The sequence below is a fragment of the Paenibacillus sp. FSL K6-2859 genome (genome assembly GCF_038008265.1).
GTDB classification, from domain to species: Bacteria; Bacillota; Bacilli; order Paenibacillales; family Paenibacillaceae; genus Paenibacillus_AQ; species Paenibacillus_AQ nitricinens.
Window position 1 is genome coordinate 3,238,920 of record NZ_JBBOYU010000001.1, and the last position, 16,018, is coordinate 3,254,937.

Below are 16,018 nucleotides of genomic sequence, written 5' to 3' on the forward strand. Positions count from 1 at the left end.
ATAGTGTAAACCTAATATCTGAAATGAGGTGGGAATATGGTTTTATCCGTAAAAGATCTCTCTGTACGATACGGAGATAAATTGGCTGTCCAGGATTTAAGCTTTCATTTAGGTGAAGGAGAAGTAATTGGTTTATTAGGTGCAAATGGTGCTGGGAAGTCTTCGAGTATTGCTGCAATTCTAGGCATTGAAAAAAGCGAATTCCAAGAGCTTGTATTACTTCGGAAATCACCGATCACAGAACGAAAGGAAGTATTTCAAAAAGTTGGTGTGCAATTTCAAGATACGAATTTTCAAGATCGCCTAACCCTAGAAGAAGCTTGTATTCAATGGCGTGCTTTGTACAAAAAACCACAAGCTATCGATCCCTTACTCCATACCTTTGGATTACATGAAAAGAAAAAGCAGGTTGTGAAATCACTTTCTGGTGGTGAAAAGCAGCGGTTAGCCGTTTTGTTGGCCCTCTTGCCCAATCCTCAGCTCGTCTTTTTAGATGAATTAACAACGGGTCTTGATACTAAGGCGCGTAAAATGCTGTGGAAACAGCTTTTAACTATGAAAGAAAAAGGACTATCGATTGTACTCACCTCTCATTACATGGACGAAGTAGAAGCTCTCTGCGATCATTTAATCATTTTAAGAGATGGGAAAACAGTCACGTCTGGTTCTGTTCAAGAAATTATAAAGCTTAGTGGACAAGCAACGTTAGAGGATGCTTATTTATATTTTTCAGGTGAGGAGGAATGGGAATGAAATTATTTTGGACACTACTAAAAATAGAGGGTAAGCTTGTTTGGAAAGGCATGGATATACTTATATTCGGGATCATACTCCCGATCATATTGGCGACTCTTTTTGGATATGTCATGAGTAAAGAAGTGCCAGTCAGCGGAACATCCATGTTTGAAATCTCCTACCCTGCTGTCATTTGTATAGGGGTACTTGCAACAGGAGTGATGGGTGTACCCCTTACTATTGCTGACTATCGCCACCGGGGGATTTTAAAAAGATTCCAAGTAACACCCGTGTCCCCTTTACACATATTATTTGCACAAGTCGTTATCCAGTTATCTTCAGCACTTGTTTCGTTTATTGGCGTAACTGTTGTATATACTTTATTATTTGATTATAAAATGGGCGGTTCATGGACAGTCTTTCTCCTCACATATGCATTTGTAGTGTGTGCGATGTACAGTATTGGGATTCTTATCGGCAGTGTCGTTCCTGATCAAAAGTCTGCAAATTTATGGAGCTCAGTTGCCTACTTCACAATGCTTCTATTTTCGGGTGCGACGATTCCGTATGAGATTATGCCACGATTTTTTCAATGGGTAATGGATATTTTACCACTTTCACATGGCATTCATTTACTAAAACAAGTTTCAATTGGAGAACCTATTCAGCACTTATTCATTAGCATTATAATTCTTGGTTTATGTATATTGATTGGTATAGGCGGCGCTATCAAATTCTTTAAATGGAAGTGAAGGTGGGATACGGATGTATAGCACCAAAGAAATCGCGAATCTTGTTAACGTACATCCGAATACCGTTCGCATTTATGAAGAGTGGAAGTATATTTCTCCAGTTCCTCGTGCAGAGAATGGATATCGAGTATTTTCATAGCTCCATTTATTTCAGCTTCAAGTAGCAAGAACAGCTTTTCATTGTGAGATTATTCAAGGTCATAGTCGAGCAAAAGCACGTGCAATTGCAGAAGCCAGTGGTAAAAGCGATTTCAAGCTGGCTTTTAAACTTGCTCATGTCTATTTGGCTCATCTTAAACAAGAATATCAATTAGCTTTAGAAGCGATTCAATTGGTTGAACAGTGGCTCAGTGGCAAGGAATCATCGTCTAATCAAACCTATACTCGGAGTGAAGTCACTCAGTTATTGAATTTATCGCCTGAGATCCTACGCAACTGGGAAAGAAATGGTTTATTAACGGTTCCTAGACTACCGAATGGGTATCGCATTTATACTGAACGAGAATTAAACAGAATGAAGATTATTCGTACATTGCGAGCAGCGCACTATTCAATGAATGCTATTCTTCGACTAATAAATACAGCTGAACACTCAAAGGAACAAAGCATCAAAGAAATATTAGATACGCCTGGAGAGTTCGAAGATATTGTCACAGTAACGGATCGTTTAATTTATTCTCTAGAAGAAGCGATAGATAAAGCAAAAGAAGTTATTCAACTGTTAGAGACCAAAATCATGTATGATTTCCCGCGCTAAGTTGACAAGTAACGGCATGCGTTTTAAACTGTTACCAAACGAAGGGATGGTTTAACATGATTCATGTAGAAACTGAAAAGTTATGTACAAGAGGCTGCTCCGAACAAACGGATACAAACGATGAAACGTTGTCCGGAGCTTAATCAAAAGCGTAATGCTTTTATATCATCGAAGGATAGTGGTCCAATTTAGTGTGAAATTTCATGCTTATTTGGTTATGCTATCTTTCGGTGTTAATGATTAAGAGGCTGTAGACAATTTTCGTCTACAGCCTTTTGTGTTATAGTGCTCAGTTTCTACACTGACATTTGTATGTTTGTGCCGTTCAATCGTGTACTGACAAGCAGAAGGCTTGCACCTAAAGGTGCAGTGTCTTCTGCTTTTTTGCGTTCTTAATGAATTCCAGAAAAGAGGAATAGAAAATGAGTTTACTTGAGGTTTCTAATTTATCACATGCCTTTGGAGATAAGGTTCTATACAAGAATGTTTCTATGGAACTGTACAAGGGTGAGCATGTAGGCGTTGTTGGGCAGAACGGAACGGGGAAGAGTACGTTAATTAGCATTTTGACGGGCGAAGTGATCCCGGATGATGGAATGATAAAGTGGCAGCCCAATATTACAATCGGTCATCTCGATCAATACGCTGTCATGGACGGAAACCGTACGGTTCATAATTATTTAAGACAGGCTTTCTCAGAATTATATGAGCTAGAACGAAAAATGAATGAGCTTTATGAAACGTGCGCTGTAACTGGCGACGAAACGTTATTACAAAAGGCAGCAGACTACCAGGAACGCTTAGAAGCGCTAGACTATTATTCGATGGAGAGCAACATCAGTAAGCTGGTTACGGGTCTTGGGATTAACGCAATTGGAATTGACCGTCCCATCGAGCAATTAAGTGGGGGGCAACGGACGAAAGTTATACTGGCCAAGCTTTTACTTCAACAACCTGATGTGCTATTGCTCGATGAACCAACCAATTATCTGGATAAGGAACATGTTAACTGGCTCGCTGAGTATCTGATTGCATTCAATCAAGCGTTCATTGTGGTATCTCATAACTATGCCTTTCTCGATAAAATATCCACTAGTATTTGCGACATTGAGGGTGAAACGATTAAAAAATACCACGGGAAATACTCAGATTTTGTGAAGCAGAAGGAACATTTACGAGAGAGTCATATCCGGCAATATCATACACAGCAGAAAAAAATAGAAACCACTGAGCAATTCATTCGAAAAAACGGTGCAGGTGTTAATTCCAAAATTGCCCGTGGCCGCCAGAAACAGCTCGATAGGGTGGAACGAATCGCTGCTCCGACATTTGTCTCCAAAGCGTCTATTCGCTTTAAGGAGCTTCCATGCATGTCACAAGTGGCGCTTAAAGTGGATCACTTAGTCGTAGGTTACGATAAGCCTTTGTTGCCTAAATTGAAGTTCTCCATTCGCGGTGGACAAAAGCTCGTGATTACCGGGTTCAACGGAATCGGGAAATCAACATTGCTAAAGACGTTGGTTGGAGAGATCCAAGGGATTAGCGGTAGGTTTCAGTTCGCAGAACAAATTAAAGTGGGTTATTTTGAACAAGATTTAACTTGGGAAGACGATAAAATGACCCCTATTCAGGTGATTTCAGCTTATGATCCCAAACTGACTGTAAAGGAGATACGTCGCTATCTAGCACAGTGTGTTGTTAAAGATAACCTTGTAATACAGTCAATACGTACACTCAGCGGCGGGGAGCAATCTAAAGTTAAGTTGTGCCTATTACTGCTTTCAGAATATAACTTTCTAATTATGGATGAGCCGACCAATCACTTAGATGCTGAAACAAAAGAAGCTTTACAGAAAGCTCTAATCCAATTTGGAGGATCTGTGATTCTTGTTTCTCATGAAGAACAGTTTTACCAGGGGTGGGTTGATGGTGTGCTTAACATAGGAGATGAAACCAGAAAAATTTACAGGTACTGCGGTGATCAATTCGTATAGTTAGTACTTAAACGATATGGTTAAATAACAGGGTAGGTCTTCAATATAATTGAAGATCTACTTTTTTTGGATAAAAGTGAGAGTTTTTCTGATAGGAATCGTCTATACAGTATCGTGCTTCAAGGAGGCTTTAAGGTGAAAGGACATGTACCAAAAGTTGGAAAAGAGGAAGAAAGGCAATGTATCCTAAACGTTCTGGATGGGCAAAAGGAAGACTATTCGTACCTTGTGAATCGATATAAGAATAAAATTTATGGCCTTTTGAGAGGAATGGGGGCCGATCATCAAGACGCGCAAGACATCACTCAGGAAACTTTTATAAAAGCTTATCGTAAGCTAGCCTCACATGATCTGGATAAAAACTTTGCGGCTTGGCTGTATACGATCGCGACTAATTTACTGAAGGATTTGTGGAAAAAAACTCGTCCTATAGCGAGCTTACCAGACGATCTTGCTGAACTATCTCTTTCAGATAATCCAGAAGAAGAATTCATTCGATCGGAGCATCGCACAGAGCTGCATCAGTTAATGCAGAAGCTACCGCCTAATTATCGTACGACTTTGCTGCTTCGTTACACCAATGATTTAAGCTATGAAGAAATGTGTACGCTCTTAGAGGTTCCTTTAAGTAAGATCCAAAATGATCTTTATCGTGCAAAACAGCGATTGAAGCAAATCATGACACACCAGGAGGTGAAGAGCGATGAAGTGCTTAAGTCCATTTGAGATCGAGCAATATTACATCCTAAATACACCCACCTTACGGTCTTTGGAGGTCACTGACCACGTTGCTGCTTGTGCGCATTGCAATTTAATCTATCATACGCTATTGGAAGAACAAGGGGAGTGGTCGCAAGCTTTGTTTGAGGAGAAGTTACCAGATTCCTTTACGGCTCAAGTTATGGCTTCAATAGAATTTGTTGAACTAGAGAAAGTAAAGGTTCCTGACAGGAAGCGAAAGAACCCGAAGCTTAAGAGGTTACTGAGATTAACCATGGGTGCGGCTTTATTACTGGTTGTACTAAGTGCCGCGATTTTATATTCTGTACCCACACTGGCAGATACGTTACGTTCTCTTTTTGTAAAAGATAATGTGGACATTGGCCTTTTACGAGCACAAGAATTTGGGTTGGTAGAACATCCTAATATTAAGGTGAAGGATAAAGGCTATACGGTCAAAATAGATGAAGCAGTGGCAGATCCTACGCGGGTAATTGTTGCTCTACAGTTGTTCGGACCTGATGGGAAGCATGAGAAAAAGAGGTTAGTCCTAAATGAAGGAAACAGTATTGCGATTAAAGATGATCAAGGGAAGATTTTAGGGAAGTTATCTGATATTGGATTTACCAATGACTTTTACTATTTGATTGTTAATTTTTCTGAACCTTTGCAAACCGATCGAATTACGGTCGATGGTCATATTACTGAATTGGGAAATGTACGAAATAACATCCCTCTTCTTAAAGGAGATTGGAACTTCAATTTTTCAATGGATATGACAGAAGCCAATAAACAAACGTCCTCTATGCCACTATCAGGTAGCTACACTTCTCCGGATGGTTTGACATTGACCTTGAAAAGATTAACTCATATGGTACAAGGTGTCCGTTTTGAGTTCGATACTCAATTGAGTGAAGAAGCGTTGACTCGTTCTCCCGGCGAACTATGGAAGCAACAGGGCTTGAAATTCCACTTTGAGGATACAACAGGAGAAGAGATTCACAGTGTTAATGCTAGAAAGTTTCCTAATAGGGATAGCGTTATGTCCAACTCTAATGTACCAGGGGAAACAAAGGGACTTATGCACTGGAGCTATACATTTAAATATTTACCGCAGGATACGCCTTATACTTTCGTATTGGATGGATACTTTATCCCAGAGAAGGATGGTTCTAGTGTGCAATTTGAGCCTGCCAAGTTGAAAGAACAGCCGATTCCCTTTGTATTTGACGGGGATGAACTGATGTTAAATGATTTTACAGTGGAGTCATCTCCCGATAACAATGTATCAGCGAAGGAAGGTGTATTACATTTTAGAGGAAGATTGAGAAATGAGTTTATAAATAGTGAATGGATATTTAAGACATTTGATGGCAAGGAGTACAAACTCACTGAACAAGGAGCTCTTACTACTAAAGGGGTAGGATGGAAAGATGGTTATATTGAATTTATCGAGTCTCAGTCAAATAATCAAAAGAAATATTTCCAATTCCGTGCTGAAGGCCTTACACAAATTCCTGATCAGCTTCAATTAATACGCACAATAGTCAACCGGTTGTATACCAATGTAGACTGGTCCGTTCCTATCATGGAAGCTAGCAAAAAGCAGTGAAATCAATTATTTACCTTCCGGATTGTACAAGCAGATAGAAGCTCTGTCGCATCTCTTATACTATCACAATCGAAAAGAGGTGGTAGTATATGACTGCAGCAGAGAAGAGAAGAATTCAAAGAGCTTTGAATGCTTTGCGTAAGCAAAGAGTGGTTCTGAAGGAAAGTCTTAAAAGAATTGAAGCATTGCTTTGCAGATTACCTATGGGTAGTCGTGAAAGATTTGAATTATTAGCAGTAAGAGATTCAATCGTAGAAGCGCTTCGACTGAATGCTATAGCTATAAGAAATTTAAAAGACGTTACTTGTGCTTGTTAATTCGTTGAACTTCTGAACCTTCTGATCCTTGTATCAACGATCAAAGTAAAGCTTTTTCTTGTCACATTAGGAGGATACTGTTTTTCTTTCTTATTGATCTGACGGGTAACGATAGCTCAATAAACACGATAAGGCAGCCGGTCAGTCAATGTGATCGGCTGCCTTTATTCAGCAAACGGGCAGGATAGTTGAAGTTCAAACGCGGGAAAACGTATCATAAATAGGGCTTAGCCCCCTATACCTAATAAAATACTATAAAGGATATGGAAGATGGGACAGAGGGGCCTTTTTTGCGAAACAAGAAATATATACATGGGTCTGTGAAGTTTACAATAGTAAACTAATCATTGAACGTCTAGCATTAAGTATAATGGAACGACGAATTAGGCAGATAAGGCGTACTGCGGGTTGTTTATATTATCCTCGCATAATTTTTTCGAAATGGAGAGTTTATGAAAAAGTCTATTGTTTTTGTATTAACGATACTTATATTATTCTCAGGATTCGCAGCACAAAGTTATGCGTCGTTGTCAGATACGCAATCTGGGACAATACAAGCGTTGCTGGATGATGCCAGTCGTATATCAGGTGTGCCGGGAATGTCAATTTCTATACTTGCTGATGATGAAGTGTTCTACTTTTCTTCCGGGTATGCAGACCGTGAAAGTGGGGTGTCTGCAAGTGAAAATACACTATATGAGTTGGCCTCGGTCAGTAAAGCCTTTACCGGCATGGGTATTCTGCTGTTGGAGGAACAAGGGCTACTGTCAATGACTGACACTGTCCAAAAATATTTACCTTGGTTTACGTTAAAGTATCAAGGGGAACCTGTTGATATGCAAAGCCTTACACTCAATAACTTTCTTCACCATACTAGCGGCCTAACAAATGGTAGTCATTCTCAAAATATTCCACAAGGCAATACACCAGATTTGCTGCAAAAGACTGTGGAAATGCTGGTAGATGCTGAGTTGGCGTTCCCTCCCGGTGAACAGTATAGCTATGGGACCGTTAATTATGACGTATTGGGTTTGGTTATTGAGATTGTGTCGGGACAAAGATATGAAGACTTTATGAGGGAACAGGTATTTCAGCCGTTAGGTCTTCACCAGACGTATGTTTATAAAGAAGATGCTCAAGCCACCGGACAGTTGGCACAGGGCTACCGTTCTTCCTTTTTTATGACAACTCCATATAACGCGCCGGATTATTCCGGGAATAAACCCGCAGGCTACATCATTTCTTGTACAAAAGATATGGCGCGTTGGATGGGCATACAGTTGGGTATTGTGCAGGACATACCCGAAATATTCCATACGGTTATCGAAAAGTCACATCAGGGGGATATGTCTGTTCCGGCTGTAAACGAAATGTATTATGCGGCGGGCTGGTCGGTAAACGCCAACCAAACGATTATAGAGCACCCAGGGGGCAATCCCAATTTTGGAACCGAAGTGATCATACTGCCAAATGAACGAACAGCCGTCTGCTTGCTGACCAACGGCGCAAATATCAATAGAAGCATGGTACTAAAAGTTAAAGATATATTAGACGGCAATCTAACGCAGTCATATGAAATAAGCGGCATACAGCTTTTGGACATCATTTTATCGTCTACCACAATTATTCTTTGCTTATTGGCCGTTCTGTTCTTTCTCTTAGGATTACATAGAAGGAAAACGAATGAGCGGCAGCCAATGACAAAAAAGCGAATAATCGTAACAGCTATTTTGCTGATTGCTACGATTGCCCTATGTATAATGTGCTGTGTATTAGATTGGCCAACGATACTTATTTGGCAAACATATAGTATTCTTACAGCTCTGATTTCGTCGGCATTATTAACAGCAAGCATAACATGGTTAGTATACACTCACCGATATAATGCCTCGATCCGAAAATAAGCATTTTGTTCGTTCGCTTTATTGGTAAAATGCGTATAGCGTATATTGTTTGGTACAGCGGAAAGTAGAGTTACGAATAACACAGGAAGAATTAAACTATATATAAGCATATATGCGGTAAAGCTGTGTGTTGATAGTGAGAAAGAATTGATTTAACGCCAGATTCACCTCAATATAACCATTTAAAGTTCAAGCAGAGATACCACTTGAACTTTTCTTTTGTTGAATTACTTGCACAATCCTTGGTGATTCTCAATCTCTTTAGCGTCGGTTATATGAAAAAGGTACAATAAATAAGGCAGGAAGAAGAAGCAGAACATAATTGATTTCTCGTTTGAAAATGTTTGGTTTGTTCACGCGCAACAACCTTTAGCTTATAGAATGTACAAGAGACAAATCGCCTTGCCCCTTGTAATTTATACGACCTATTTAGATTTCTCAAGCAGCTCAACTGCTTTCTTGTCTACCGCTTCTAACACTTGACGAGGCGTTTTAGTACCTGCTATGATTTCTTGAATACCTGAAGTCATCCCTTTCAAAAAAAGAGGTACCTCCTTTATTATCGACCCGTTGAATTACAAGCGATAGCGGATACATGGAGGATGTAATCTCAAATCTCATACATTAAAAGAGACAGTTTTGAGGAGTATTCGTATGGAACATAAATTAACCTTAATTAATGTTTTTGCCGGCATAAATTCAGAGGAAGCAGTCTTTGAAGAGCTTCCTGCAGAATGCATAAGCGATAAAATATTCAAATTATGTGCATCTCCTGGGCTGGCCCTAGGGCTTGCGAAAGGAGATACAATAAAACTCCATCCCAATGGAGAGTTTGAATTAATAAAACATGGTGGAAACTTCTGCATTCAAATTTACAAAGAGGAGCTTGTTAAAGAAAAGATAGAGACAGCGGAATCTATAGTCAAACGAGAGCTTTCCGGTTCTTTAGATGGATTTCATAATGGCTCGCTTGCTTTCACCGCGCCCATCAGGAATGGATTTCATGCCACCAATAAGGTTTTCAATGTAATTAGAGATTTATTAGAATCGGAGTACTATTACTCTAATATTTACGAATATCCATATAATTTTGACGATGAAGAGTTAGTTAGCTGGGCTAGAGATCTGGATTAATCGCTTTAAAATATCAGTTCTCCGTTTTTACTAAAGGCTCTAGCCTCTATTGAGCATCAGCTTTCCGAAGTAGATGATATTGTCCTTAAAGCTCAAGAAGCAGTCATGAAGCACGATTCATCGAAAAGAGATTAATAACTTCTGAATTGGAGAGATTTGCCCTTTCAATTACTGAAATGGCAGGCCGCGAACGATGAAGATCTAATTCCATTCGGAAAACTGGAAAACCTATTGAGAATGAATGGATGATAAGCCCTCTTGATTGATGAACTGCTTTCATAGATAATCATCACTATTCCATAATTGATCCCACTTGTCCTGATTAATAAGAGCAGTTCAATATCATTCGCACTAAACCAACCATACCCCCACAGGTGGGTCATTGGCTCGCGAACCACGTTGTGGAAATTCAAACCATGTCTACAGTGGTGCCAGAAAGTCCAAATGACACTGTGAAGCGCTTGCTCGGCAGAGAGCCCGTACGCTAAATGCTTTTCTGCAAGAGTGTGTAGAAAATTTCCAATAGAGGCGGAGTCCACCTATTTTGAAGTTTGTGTCGTCGTTGGCAGCATTTTATTCCGATCTCAGACAAGTCTTTGAGCTGACGAAAAACGATACTTCAATAAATATGCAGCAGTCTAGGGCATTATTTTCCTTGAACAAGGGTAATGGTTCTAGAGTATGATAGCGGAATTCTTGGATGAGAGATCAGGATTACTGATGTACAAGGTAGAAGACAACTGAAAGTAGAACAAAAGAGTGAATTCCTTCCAAAAGCGCCGCAAGGCGTTTTTCATTGTGCAGTTTGTCTTTGAAATCCGATATGATACTATAAGCTTAATGTGCTGAAAACGTATAAAAGAGAGGGATACATATATGACCAACAAGCTATACTACAATTCTACATACCTTACTGATTGGGAGACCTGTATCGCTGAAACCATAGAACGAGAAGATGGACTCTATGTTATTTTGGAGGAGACGGCTTTTTATCCGCATGGTGGCGGGCAACCTTGTGATTTAGGGACTATTGGGGATATCCCGGTACTTGATGTAATCAGTGAGGAAGATCTTGTCCTGCATAAGCTGGAACGTCTGCCTGATGATTTATCCGTCACTTGTCAAATCGATTGGAAGAGAAGATTTGACCATATGCAGCAGCATAGTGGACAACACTTGCTCTCAGCCACCTGTCTCGACTTGTACCAGTTTATGACTCTAAGCTTTCATTTGGGTGAGGATTATTGCACTATTGATATTGAAGCGCCAGAACTGTCGCCTAAACAACTTCATTCCATAGAGTGGGAGGTTAATCGGCAGATTTACCAGAACCATAACATCCTTAGCTATTTTGTAACAGGGGATGAGGCTTCACAGCTTAAACTGGTCAAACAGCCAACGGTGACGGAGAATATCCGGATTGTAGAGATCAAAGATGTTGAATATAACGCTTGCGGTGGTACACATGTATCTGCAACAGGTGAGATTGGTATGATTAAGCTACTGAAAACAGAGAAAATAAAAGGGAATACACGGATTTATTTTAAATGTGGATACCGTGCTCTAGCGGAATTTAATAACACACAGCACATTCTAGGAACATTATCTTCCAAATTGAAGACGGGAAAAGATGAAATCATCGATCGCATTGAAAAATGGGAGAATGAACAAAAGCAGCTGCAGGCTGAAAATAACCTTCTTAAAGAGAAAAATGATGATTATGTCGTACTGGAACTTTTAACACAACAAGAAGGAAAGCAGATCGCTAAAGTGTTCGAGGATAAATCGCTGAAAGATTTACAAAACTTAGCGAATAAGCTGACTGCCAAAAGTGATGTTCCGGTATTGTTGGCTACTTCTGCAGAGAATAAAGTTGTATTTGCACAGAATGGCAGCGCGGAGGTCTCCTGTGGAGCCTTTTTCAAAAAGCATCTCAGTACCTACAGTGGAAAAGGTGGAGGCAGTGATAAATTAGCACAAGCTGGATTCCCGACATGGGGAGATGCTTTGGCGTTTTATGAGTTTGCTAGGAGTTAAGATTGCTTTATAAAAGACAGAAGACCTGACTGCGGTAAAATACTGTGGATCAGGTCTTTTTTATGCCTAAAGCGAAAACAAGAAACTTTTTCCAAAATATACCGTCTAATTACATATAATTATAGAGCCGAGGGAGACGAAAAGAAATGAATAAATGGAAGGTAACGTTAGGAATCTTGACTGTTTTGATTTTAAGTACGGGGTATGGATCGGTATCAGCCCAAGCAGAAAAGCAAATTCAATTCAACTATAAAGAAATCGGAATCAGCAGTAAACAGGTGATCACGGAGAATACAACTTTTGTGCCCCTGAAATCACTCGCAGATGCTATGGGGTATACATTATCTTGGGATCAATCATCCCAAACGGCCAAGCTTGTTTGTCCTGAACGTGAGGTTATCTTCACAGCCGGTACTGTAAAGTCAAAAGTGAACGGGGCGGTAATGACCTTAACAAAATCCCCGCGTATTATAAAAGGCACGGTGTATGTGCCATTGGTCTCAGCGGTCAGTGTACTTGGAGGTAAAGCGGGGCTTAATAAAACGGATGGCGTTATCCAAATTGTAGATGAAGCTAAATTGGTTTCTGCTTCTGTAGATGGAAGATCCTATTGGATATCTCAGAAAAACGGAAATTTGTATTACCGTGCTACGTCAGCTGGAAAACCAGTAATTATTGGGCAACTACCTTTTAAGGAATCTGCGTACAACTACGCTTTTGAGATTAAAAAAATGGCCAATGGTACGGACCTACTCCAGTTGATGGACAATCATTATGCCATGTTCACGGATTTCAATAGCAGTTATCAAGTATTGGTCAAAGCGGGCACTATTCTCAAGCAAATGGACTATCATTACAACAACTCGGCTTATATCCATGCACCACAAGTGCCTTCCACTCAGGTGTATATGACCGATGGGAAGAATGTGCAATATATTTCTAAGGATGGCGGTTTGGGCAAGTTATTTGAGATGGAAAAGTTAACAGGAGCAACTGGAGATTTCATAGTGGAGTATGCTGCGGAAGATGTGGCGCTCATACGTTTATTAGATACGACACACTTATATTTGGTTTATAGCAGCAGTGGGAAAATCATCAATCTCAGCGAACAACTCATTACCAGTGAGGATCGTAAAGAATGGGATAGAGTAAATGATGGCAGAGATCCATATGTATTGACCAGAATGTTAGTGTTGAAGAGTCGCAAAGGGAATGTAATGACATTCACCTATACTCCAATCCTTGAGGAAAAAGCAAAAACAGTGACATTTACACTTCAAACAAATTAATTTCAATCACTTTTATGTAATAAGCAAAAAGAGAGCGATGTTTAAAATCGCTCTTTTTTGTATTTTGGATTATTTCATCATCATCGTACTTCCACCCTTAATCTGAACAGGTTGATCATTTACGGATACCCAGACATCTATAGCCGAGTTGTTCCGGATGACCGTTTTGTCAGCACTCATTTTCAGTGAATATAGCGCAGCAACGTAATCAAAAATCTCTATATTGGTAGCGTACCAAATATCCGAATGTCCACCTGCTTGTTGGCAAAAGGATTCGATAAGCTCCCAATTGTTTTGCTGTGCAAATTCATAACTATGACCCCAAACATAACAGAGTCTCAATTTCTGGGATGGCCCTTCCATTGTAAATCGCTCCCATACGTGATGCAGATCTTCTATATGATGACATGTTGGATGCCACTCCATGAAATTCAAAGGCATATCAAACTGTTTGGTAGAATGGACAGTTCGGCTATATTCAATCCCAACAGACTGTAGAGGAGCAATGATTTCCTGAGAATATGTACCGTAGGGATAGGACATGCCTCGTACCGGATAATCTACTAGTTTCTCCAGTCGCTTACGATCTTCGAACAGCTCATCGATTACCATAGGTAAAGGTAGACGCTCTAGATGTGGATGGGTAACGGAATGGGCAGATACTTCATGGTTTTTGAGCGAATGTTTAACATCAGCAGAAGATAAGAACCCGGGTGCGTTTATCATAGCGCTATTTAAATGGAAAGTTCCTTTAATCCCATATTGATCAAAAATCTCCGCCAAGCGAATATCGTGTTTCTGTCCGTCATCATAGCTCATGGTGAGTGCCTTGGGCAATCCGCCCGGGAATAAGTTAAATTGAAGTTTCATGAATGTACACTCCTGTTCATTTGGTTATTTCGAAAATTACCTCTTCCAATTATAAACATTAAACGTTATAATCGGTTTCCACATCTAAACAATGAAAGTGTTTACAGAATGGAATACACTTATAAGGAGAGATGCTGCCTGCCTGACTTTCTCTATGTTGTAAAACTATTATATGTGAAAGACAGAAGAAACTCACTTTTATATTTTATCACTAACTTACTGAGTGCCCCAATCCTTTTTGCAGAATTGTTCACAACGAAATATGTGATCGACCTCATTCAGAACTTCAATCCTAACGCCTACCAACATATTTTGTTATTAGTGAGTTTGCTTATCCTAATGTTATATCTCGCGGGCTTTAATAGTTCTCTTCGAGCCATTTCTATCACCAATTTAACATCCACTTGTATCTATGAACTGGAACATAGTATTTTGGAAAAGACTTCTAAATTATCTACGGCACTTTTGGAAGACCCCACTACAAAAACTAAAAGAGAAAAAGCGAAACGACTTTCTTTGATTGATCTGTTAGACCAATGGACGAGCGTAACAGTTCACCTAATAACATTAGTTGCGTTAATGGTTGTCTTATCTGTTTATGGCTTCTATATTCTGGCTTTGATTATTTTAGGGGTGCAGATTCTACAGCTTTATCTTATGAAGCGAATGTCACAGAAAGTAGAGTCCATTTCAGCGGATCAAACCTCCTCTATACGTATGATCAACTATTTAGTTGATTTGTTAGTTAATAGAAATACGATTCCAGAAGTAAGAATGTATAGAATGTCCTCCTATTTGTTTTCCTCAATGAAAGAGAGCTTTAAGAGTAACTTCAAACAAATGCACCGTAAGGTTATTTATTCTGAAAGCCTCAACTTCTCCCAAAGCTTAATCATGATCTTATTAAATGGGACAACGATTGCCATTTTGGCGATCACGATTGGAAGTAGCGGACAGAGCGCTGGACTGTTTGTGTTATTACTTCAGATATCCAGTCAATTATTCATCGTTATTCCTGCATTCACAAGAGTTTACGCTGATTTGGTGAAGAGTCGTTTACGGTACGAGGATTATACGTCTTATTTAGATTTGGAAGAGCAGGTACTTAGAGATCAGGAGGTGAACTCAAATAGAAACACGGATCCGATGAAGGTCCAAGTTCACCAGTTGTTTTTTAGATATCCGACCAACGCCAATAACACCCTTAGTAATATAAACATGACTATTCATCCAGGTGAACGAATTGCTTTTGTAGGTGAGAATGGCTCGGGTAAATCTACGCTTGTTAAGTTGATCTTAGGGTTGTATCCTGCAACAGCTGGAAACATCCAGTGGTTTAAAGGTGCGCATGAAGTCTTAGCGCATAATGTGACACAGGATACCAGAGTTGTTTTTCAGGATTTCATTAAGTTACAAAGACCAATTAGAGAAAACATTGCGTTAGGTAATATGGCTACTATTCATGACGATTCAAGACTATTATCCGCGATGAGAACAGCAGAGGCTGATCATTATGGTGTTGCGTTGGACTCCTTAGTAGGTCCTCAGTTTGGAGGGATAGATTTATCTGGGGGGCAGTGGCAAAGACTTGCAATTGCGCGAGCCTATCTCAATGACGGTGCTCTAATGATTTTTGATGAGCCGACTGCTGCCTTGGATCCTTATGCAGAACAACAGGCGTTTGATACTTTTATGAAATTAGGAGAACAGCAGACTTCCATAATTGTGACTCACCGGCTGTATATGTCCAAATTCGTCGATAGAATTTTTCTGTTTGAGCATGGAGAAATCGTGGAAAGTGGAACACATGATGAATTAATGAGGGTGGATGGTAAATACAAAAAGATGTTTAATCGCCAGTCCTCTTTATATGTATGAGAAAGGAGCGATTCATGCT

14 protein-coding genes are annotated in these 16,018 nt (G+C 39.7%); 13 read left to right on the plus strand and 1 reads right to left on the minus strand.

Translation table 11 applies throughout. The features are described from left to right. Positions 1-36: 36 nt before the first annotated feature. The 12 genes from MHB64_RS14455 (at position 37) to MHB64_RS14515 (ending at position 13,251) form a co-directional block, all read left to right on the plus strand. A complete protein-coding gene (locus MHB64_RS14455) occupies positions 37-753 on the plus strand; it encodes an ABC transporter ATP-binding protein (RefSeq protein WP_341134682.1) in 717 nt (238 codons plus the stop codon). Then, positions 750-1,487: an ABC transporter permease gene (locus MHB64_RS14460; RefSeq protein WP_341134683.1), complete on the plus strand. Its 738-nt coding sequence runs from the start codon at positions 750-752 to the stop codon at positions 1,485-1,487. The genes MHB64_RS14455 and MHB64_RS14460 overlap by 4 nt, the downstream gene beginning before the upstream one ends. 13 nt (positions 1,488-1,500) lie before the next feature. Beyond that, positions 1,501-1,626, plus strand: coding sequence for a MerR family DNA-binding transcriptional regulator (locus tag MHB64_RS14465; RefSeq protein WP_341134684.1), 126 nt, complete (start codon positions 1,501-1,503; stop codon positions 1,624-1,626). Positions 1,627-1,770: 144 nt separating this feature from the next. Continuing rightward, positions 1,771-2,244 (plus strand): MerR family transcriptional regulator, encoded by a 474-nt coding sequence (locus MHB64_RS14470; protein WP_341134685.1) that lies wholly within the window; start codon positions 1,771-1,773, stop codon positions 2,242-2,244. Positions 2,245-2,666: 422 nt separating this feature from the next. Then, complete coding sequence (locus MHB64_RS14475; protein WP_341134686.1) at positions 2,667-4,238, plus strand: ABC-F family ATP-binding cassette domain-containing protein; 1,572 nt, start codon at positions 2,667-2,669, stop codon at positions 4,236-4,238. Positions 4,239-4,373: 135 nt separating this feature from the next. Continuing rightward, positions 4,374-4,964, plus strand: a complete 591-nt coding sequence (locus MHB64_RS14480) for an RNA polymerase sigma factor (protein WP_341134687.1) — start codon at positions 4,374-4,376, stop codon at positions 4,962-4,964. Beyond that, a complete protein-coding gene (locus tag MHB64_RS14485; protein WP_341134688.1) occupies positions 4,942-6,570 on the plus strand; it encodes a DUF4179 domain-containing protein in 1,629 nt (542 codons plus the stop codon). Before MHB64_RS14480 ends, MHB64_RS14485 begins: the two co-directional genes overlap by 23 nt. Before the next feature lie 89 nt (positions 6,571-6,659). After that, positions 6,660-6,887: a hypothetical protein gene (locus MHB64_RS14490; protein ID WP_094869890.1), complete on the plus strand. Its 228-nt coding sequence runs from the start codon at positions 6,660-6,662 to the stop codon at positions 6,885-6,887. A 452-nt stretch (positions 6,888-7,339) separates the two neighbouring features. Continuing rightward, positions 7,340-8,791, plus strand: a complete 1,452-nt coding sequence (locus tag MHB64_RS14495) for a serine hydrolase domain-containing protein (protein ID WP_341134689.1) — start codon at positions 7,340-7,342, stop codon at positions 8,789-8,791. A gap of 654 nt (positions 8,792-9,445) precedes the next feature. Further along, positions 9,446-9,925, plus strand: a complete 480-nt coding sequence (locus tag MHB64_RS14500; protein ID WP_094874831.1) for a DUF4265 domain-containing protein — start codon at positions 9,446-9,448, stop codon at positions 9,923-9,925. A gap of 876 nt (positions 9,926-10,801) precedes the next feature. Then, positions 10,802-11,962 (plus strand): alanyl-tRNA editing protein, encoded by a 1,161-nt coding sequence (locus MHB64_RS14510; protein ID WP_341134690.1) that lies wholly within the window; start codon positions 10,802-10,804, stop codon positions 11,960-11,962. A 146-nt stretch (positions 11,963-12,108) separates the two neighbouring features. Further along, positions 12,109-13,251, plus strand: a complete 1,143-nt coding sequence (locus MHB64_RS14515; RefSeq protein WP_341134691.1) for a copper amine oxidase N-terminal domain-containing protein — start codon at positions 12,109-12,111, stop codon at positions 13,249-13,251. A gap of 69 nt (positions 13,252-13,320) precedes the next feature. On the opposite strand, the gene MHB64_RS14520 is transcribed toward MHB64_RS14515, so the two are convergent. After that, on the minus strand, positions 13,321-14,121 hold the full coding sequence (locus tag MHB64_RS14520; protein ID WP_280786108.1) for a polysaccharide deacetylase family protein: 801 nt from the start codon (positions 14,119-14,121) through the stop codon (positions 13,321-13,323). Positions 14,122-14,295: 174 nt separating this feature from the next. Here MHB64_RS14520 and MHB64_RS14525 point away from each other — a divergent pair, with 174 nt between their 5' ends. Then, positions 14,296-15,999: an ABC transporter ATP-binding protein gene (locus MHB64_RS14525; protein WP_341134692.1), complete on the plus strand. Its 1,704-nt coding sequence runs from the start codon at positions 14,296-14,298 to the stop codon at positions 15,997-15,999. Positions 16,000-16,018 lie beyond the last annotated feature (19 nt).

Excerpts from the sequence above, each read along its gene's own strand:
- MHB64_RS14515 (WP_341134691.1), top strand. The coding sequence starts at position 12,109 with ATGAATAAATGGAAGGTAACGTTAGGAATCTTGACTGTTTTGATTTTA.
- MHB64_RS14490 (WP_094869890.1), top strand. The coding sequence starts at position 6,660 with ATGACTGCAGCAGAGAAGAGAAGAATTCAAAGAGCTTTGAATGCTTTG.
- MHB64_RS14465 (WP_341134684.1), top strand. The coding sequence starts at position 1,501 with ATGTATAGCACCAAAGAAATCGCGAATCTTGTTAACGTACATCCGAAT.
- MHB64_RS14475 (WP_341134686.1), top strand. The coding sequence starts at position 2,667 with ATGAGTTTACTTGAGGTTTCTAATTTATCACATGCCTTTGGAGATAAG.
- MHB64_RS14460 (WP_341134683.1), top strand. The coding sequence starts at position 750 with ATGAAATTATTTTGGACACTACTAAAAATAGAGGGTAAGCTTGTTTGG.
- MHB64_RS14495 (WP_341134689.1), top strand. The coding sequence starts at position 7,340 with ATGAAAAAGTCTATTGTTTTTGTATTAACGATACTTATATTATTCTCA.
- MHB64_RS14455 (WP_341134682.1), top strand. The coding sequence starts at position 37 with ATGGTTTTATCCGTAAAAGATCTCTCTGTACGATACGGAGATAAATTG.
- MHB64_RS14485 (WP_341134688.1), top strand. The coding sequence starts at position 4,942 with ATGAAGTGCTTAAGTCCATTTGAGATCGAGCAATATTACATCCTAAAT.
- MHB64_RS14520 (WP_280786108.1), bottom strand. The coding sequence starts at position 14,121 with ATGAAACTTCAATTTAACTTATTCCCGGGCGGATTGCCCAAGGCACTC.
- MHB64_RS14500 (WP_094874831.1), top strand. The coding sequence starts at position 9,446 with ATGGAACATAAATTAACCTTAATTAATGTTTTTGCCGGCATAAATTCA.
- MHB64_RS14510 (WP_341134690.1), top strand. The coding sequence starts at position 10,802 with ATGACCAACAAGCTATACTACAATTCTACATACCTTACTGATTGGGAG.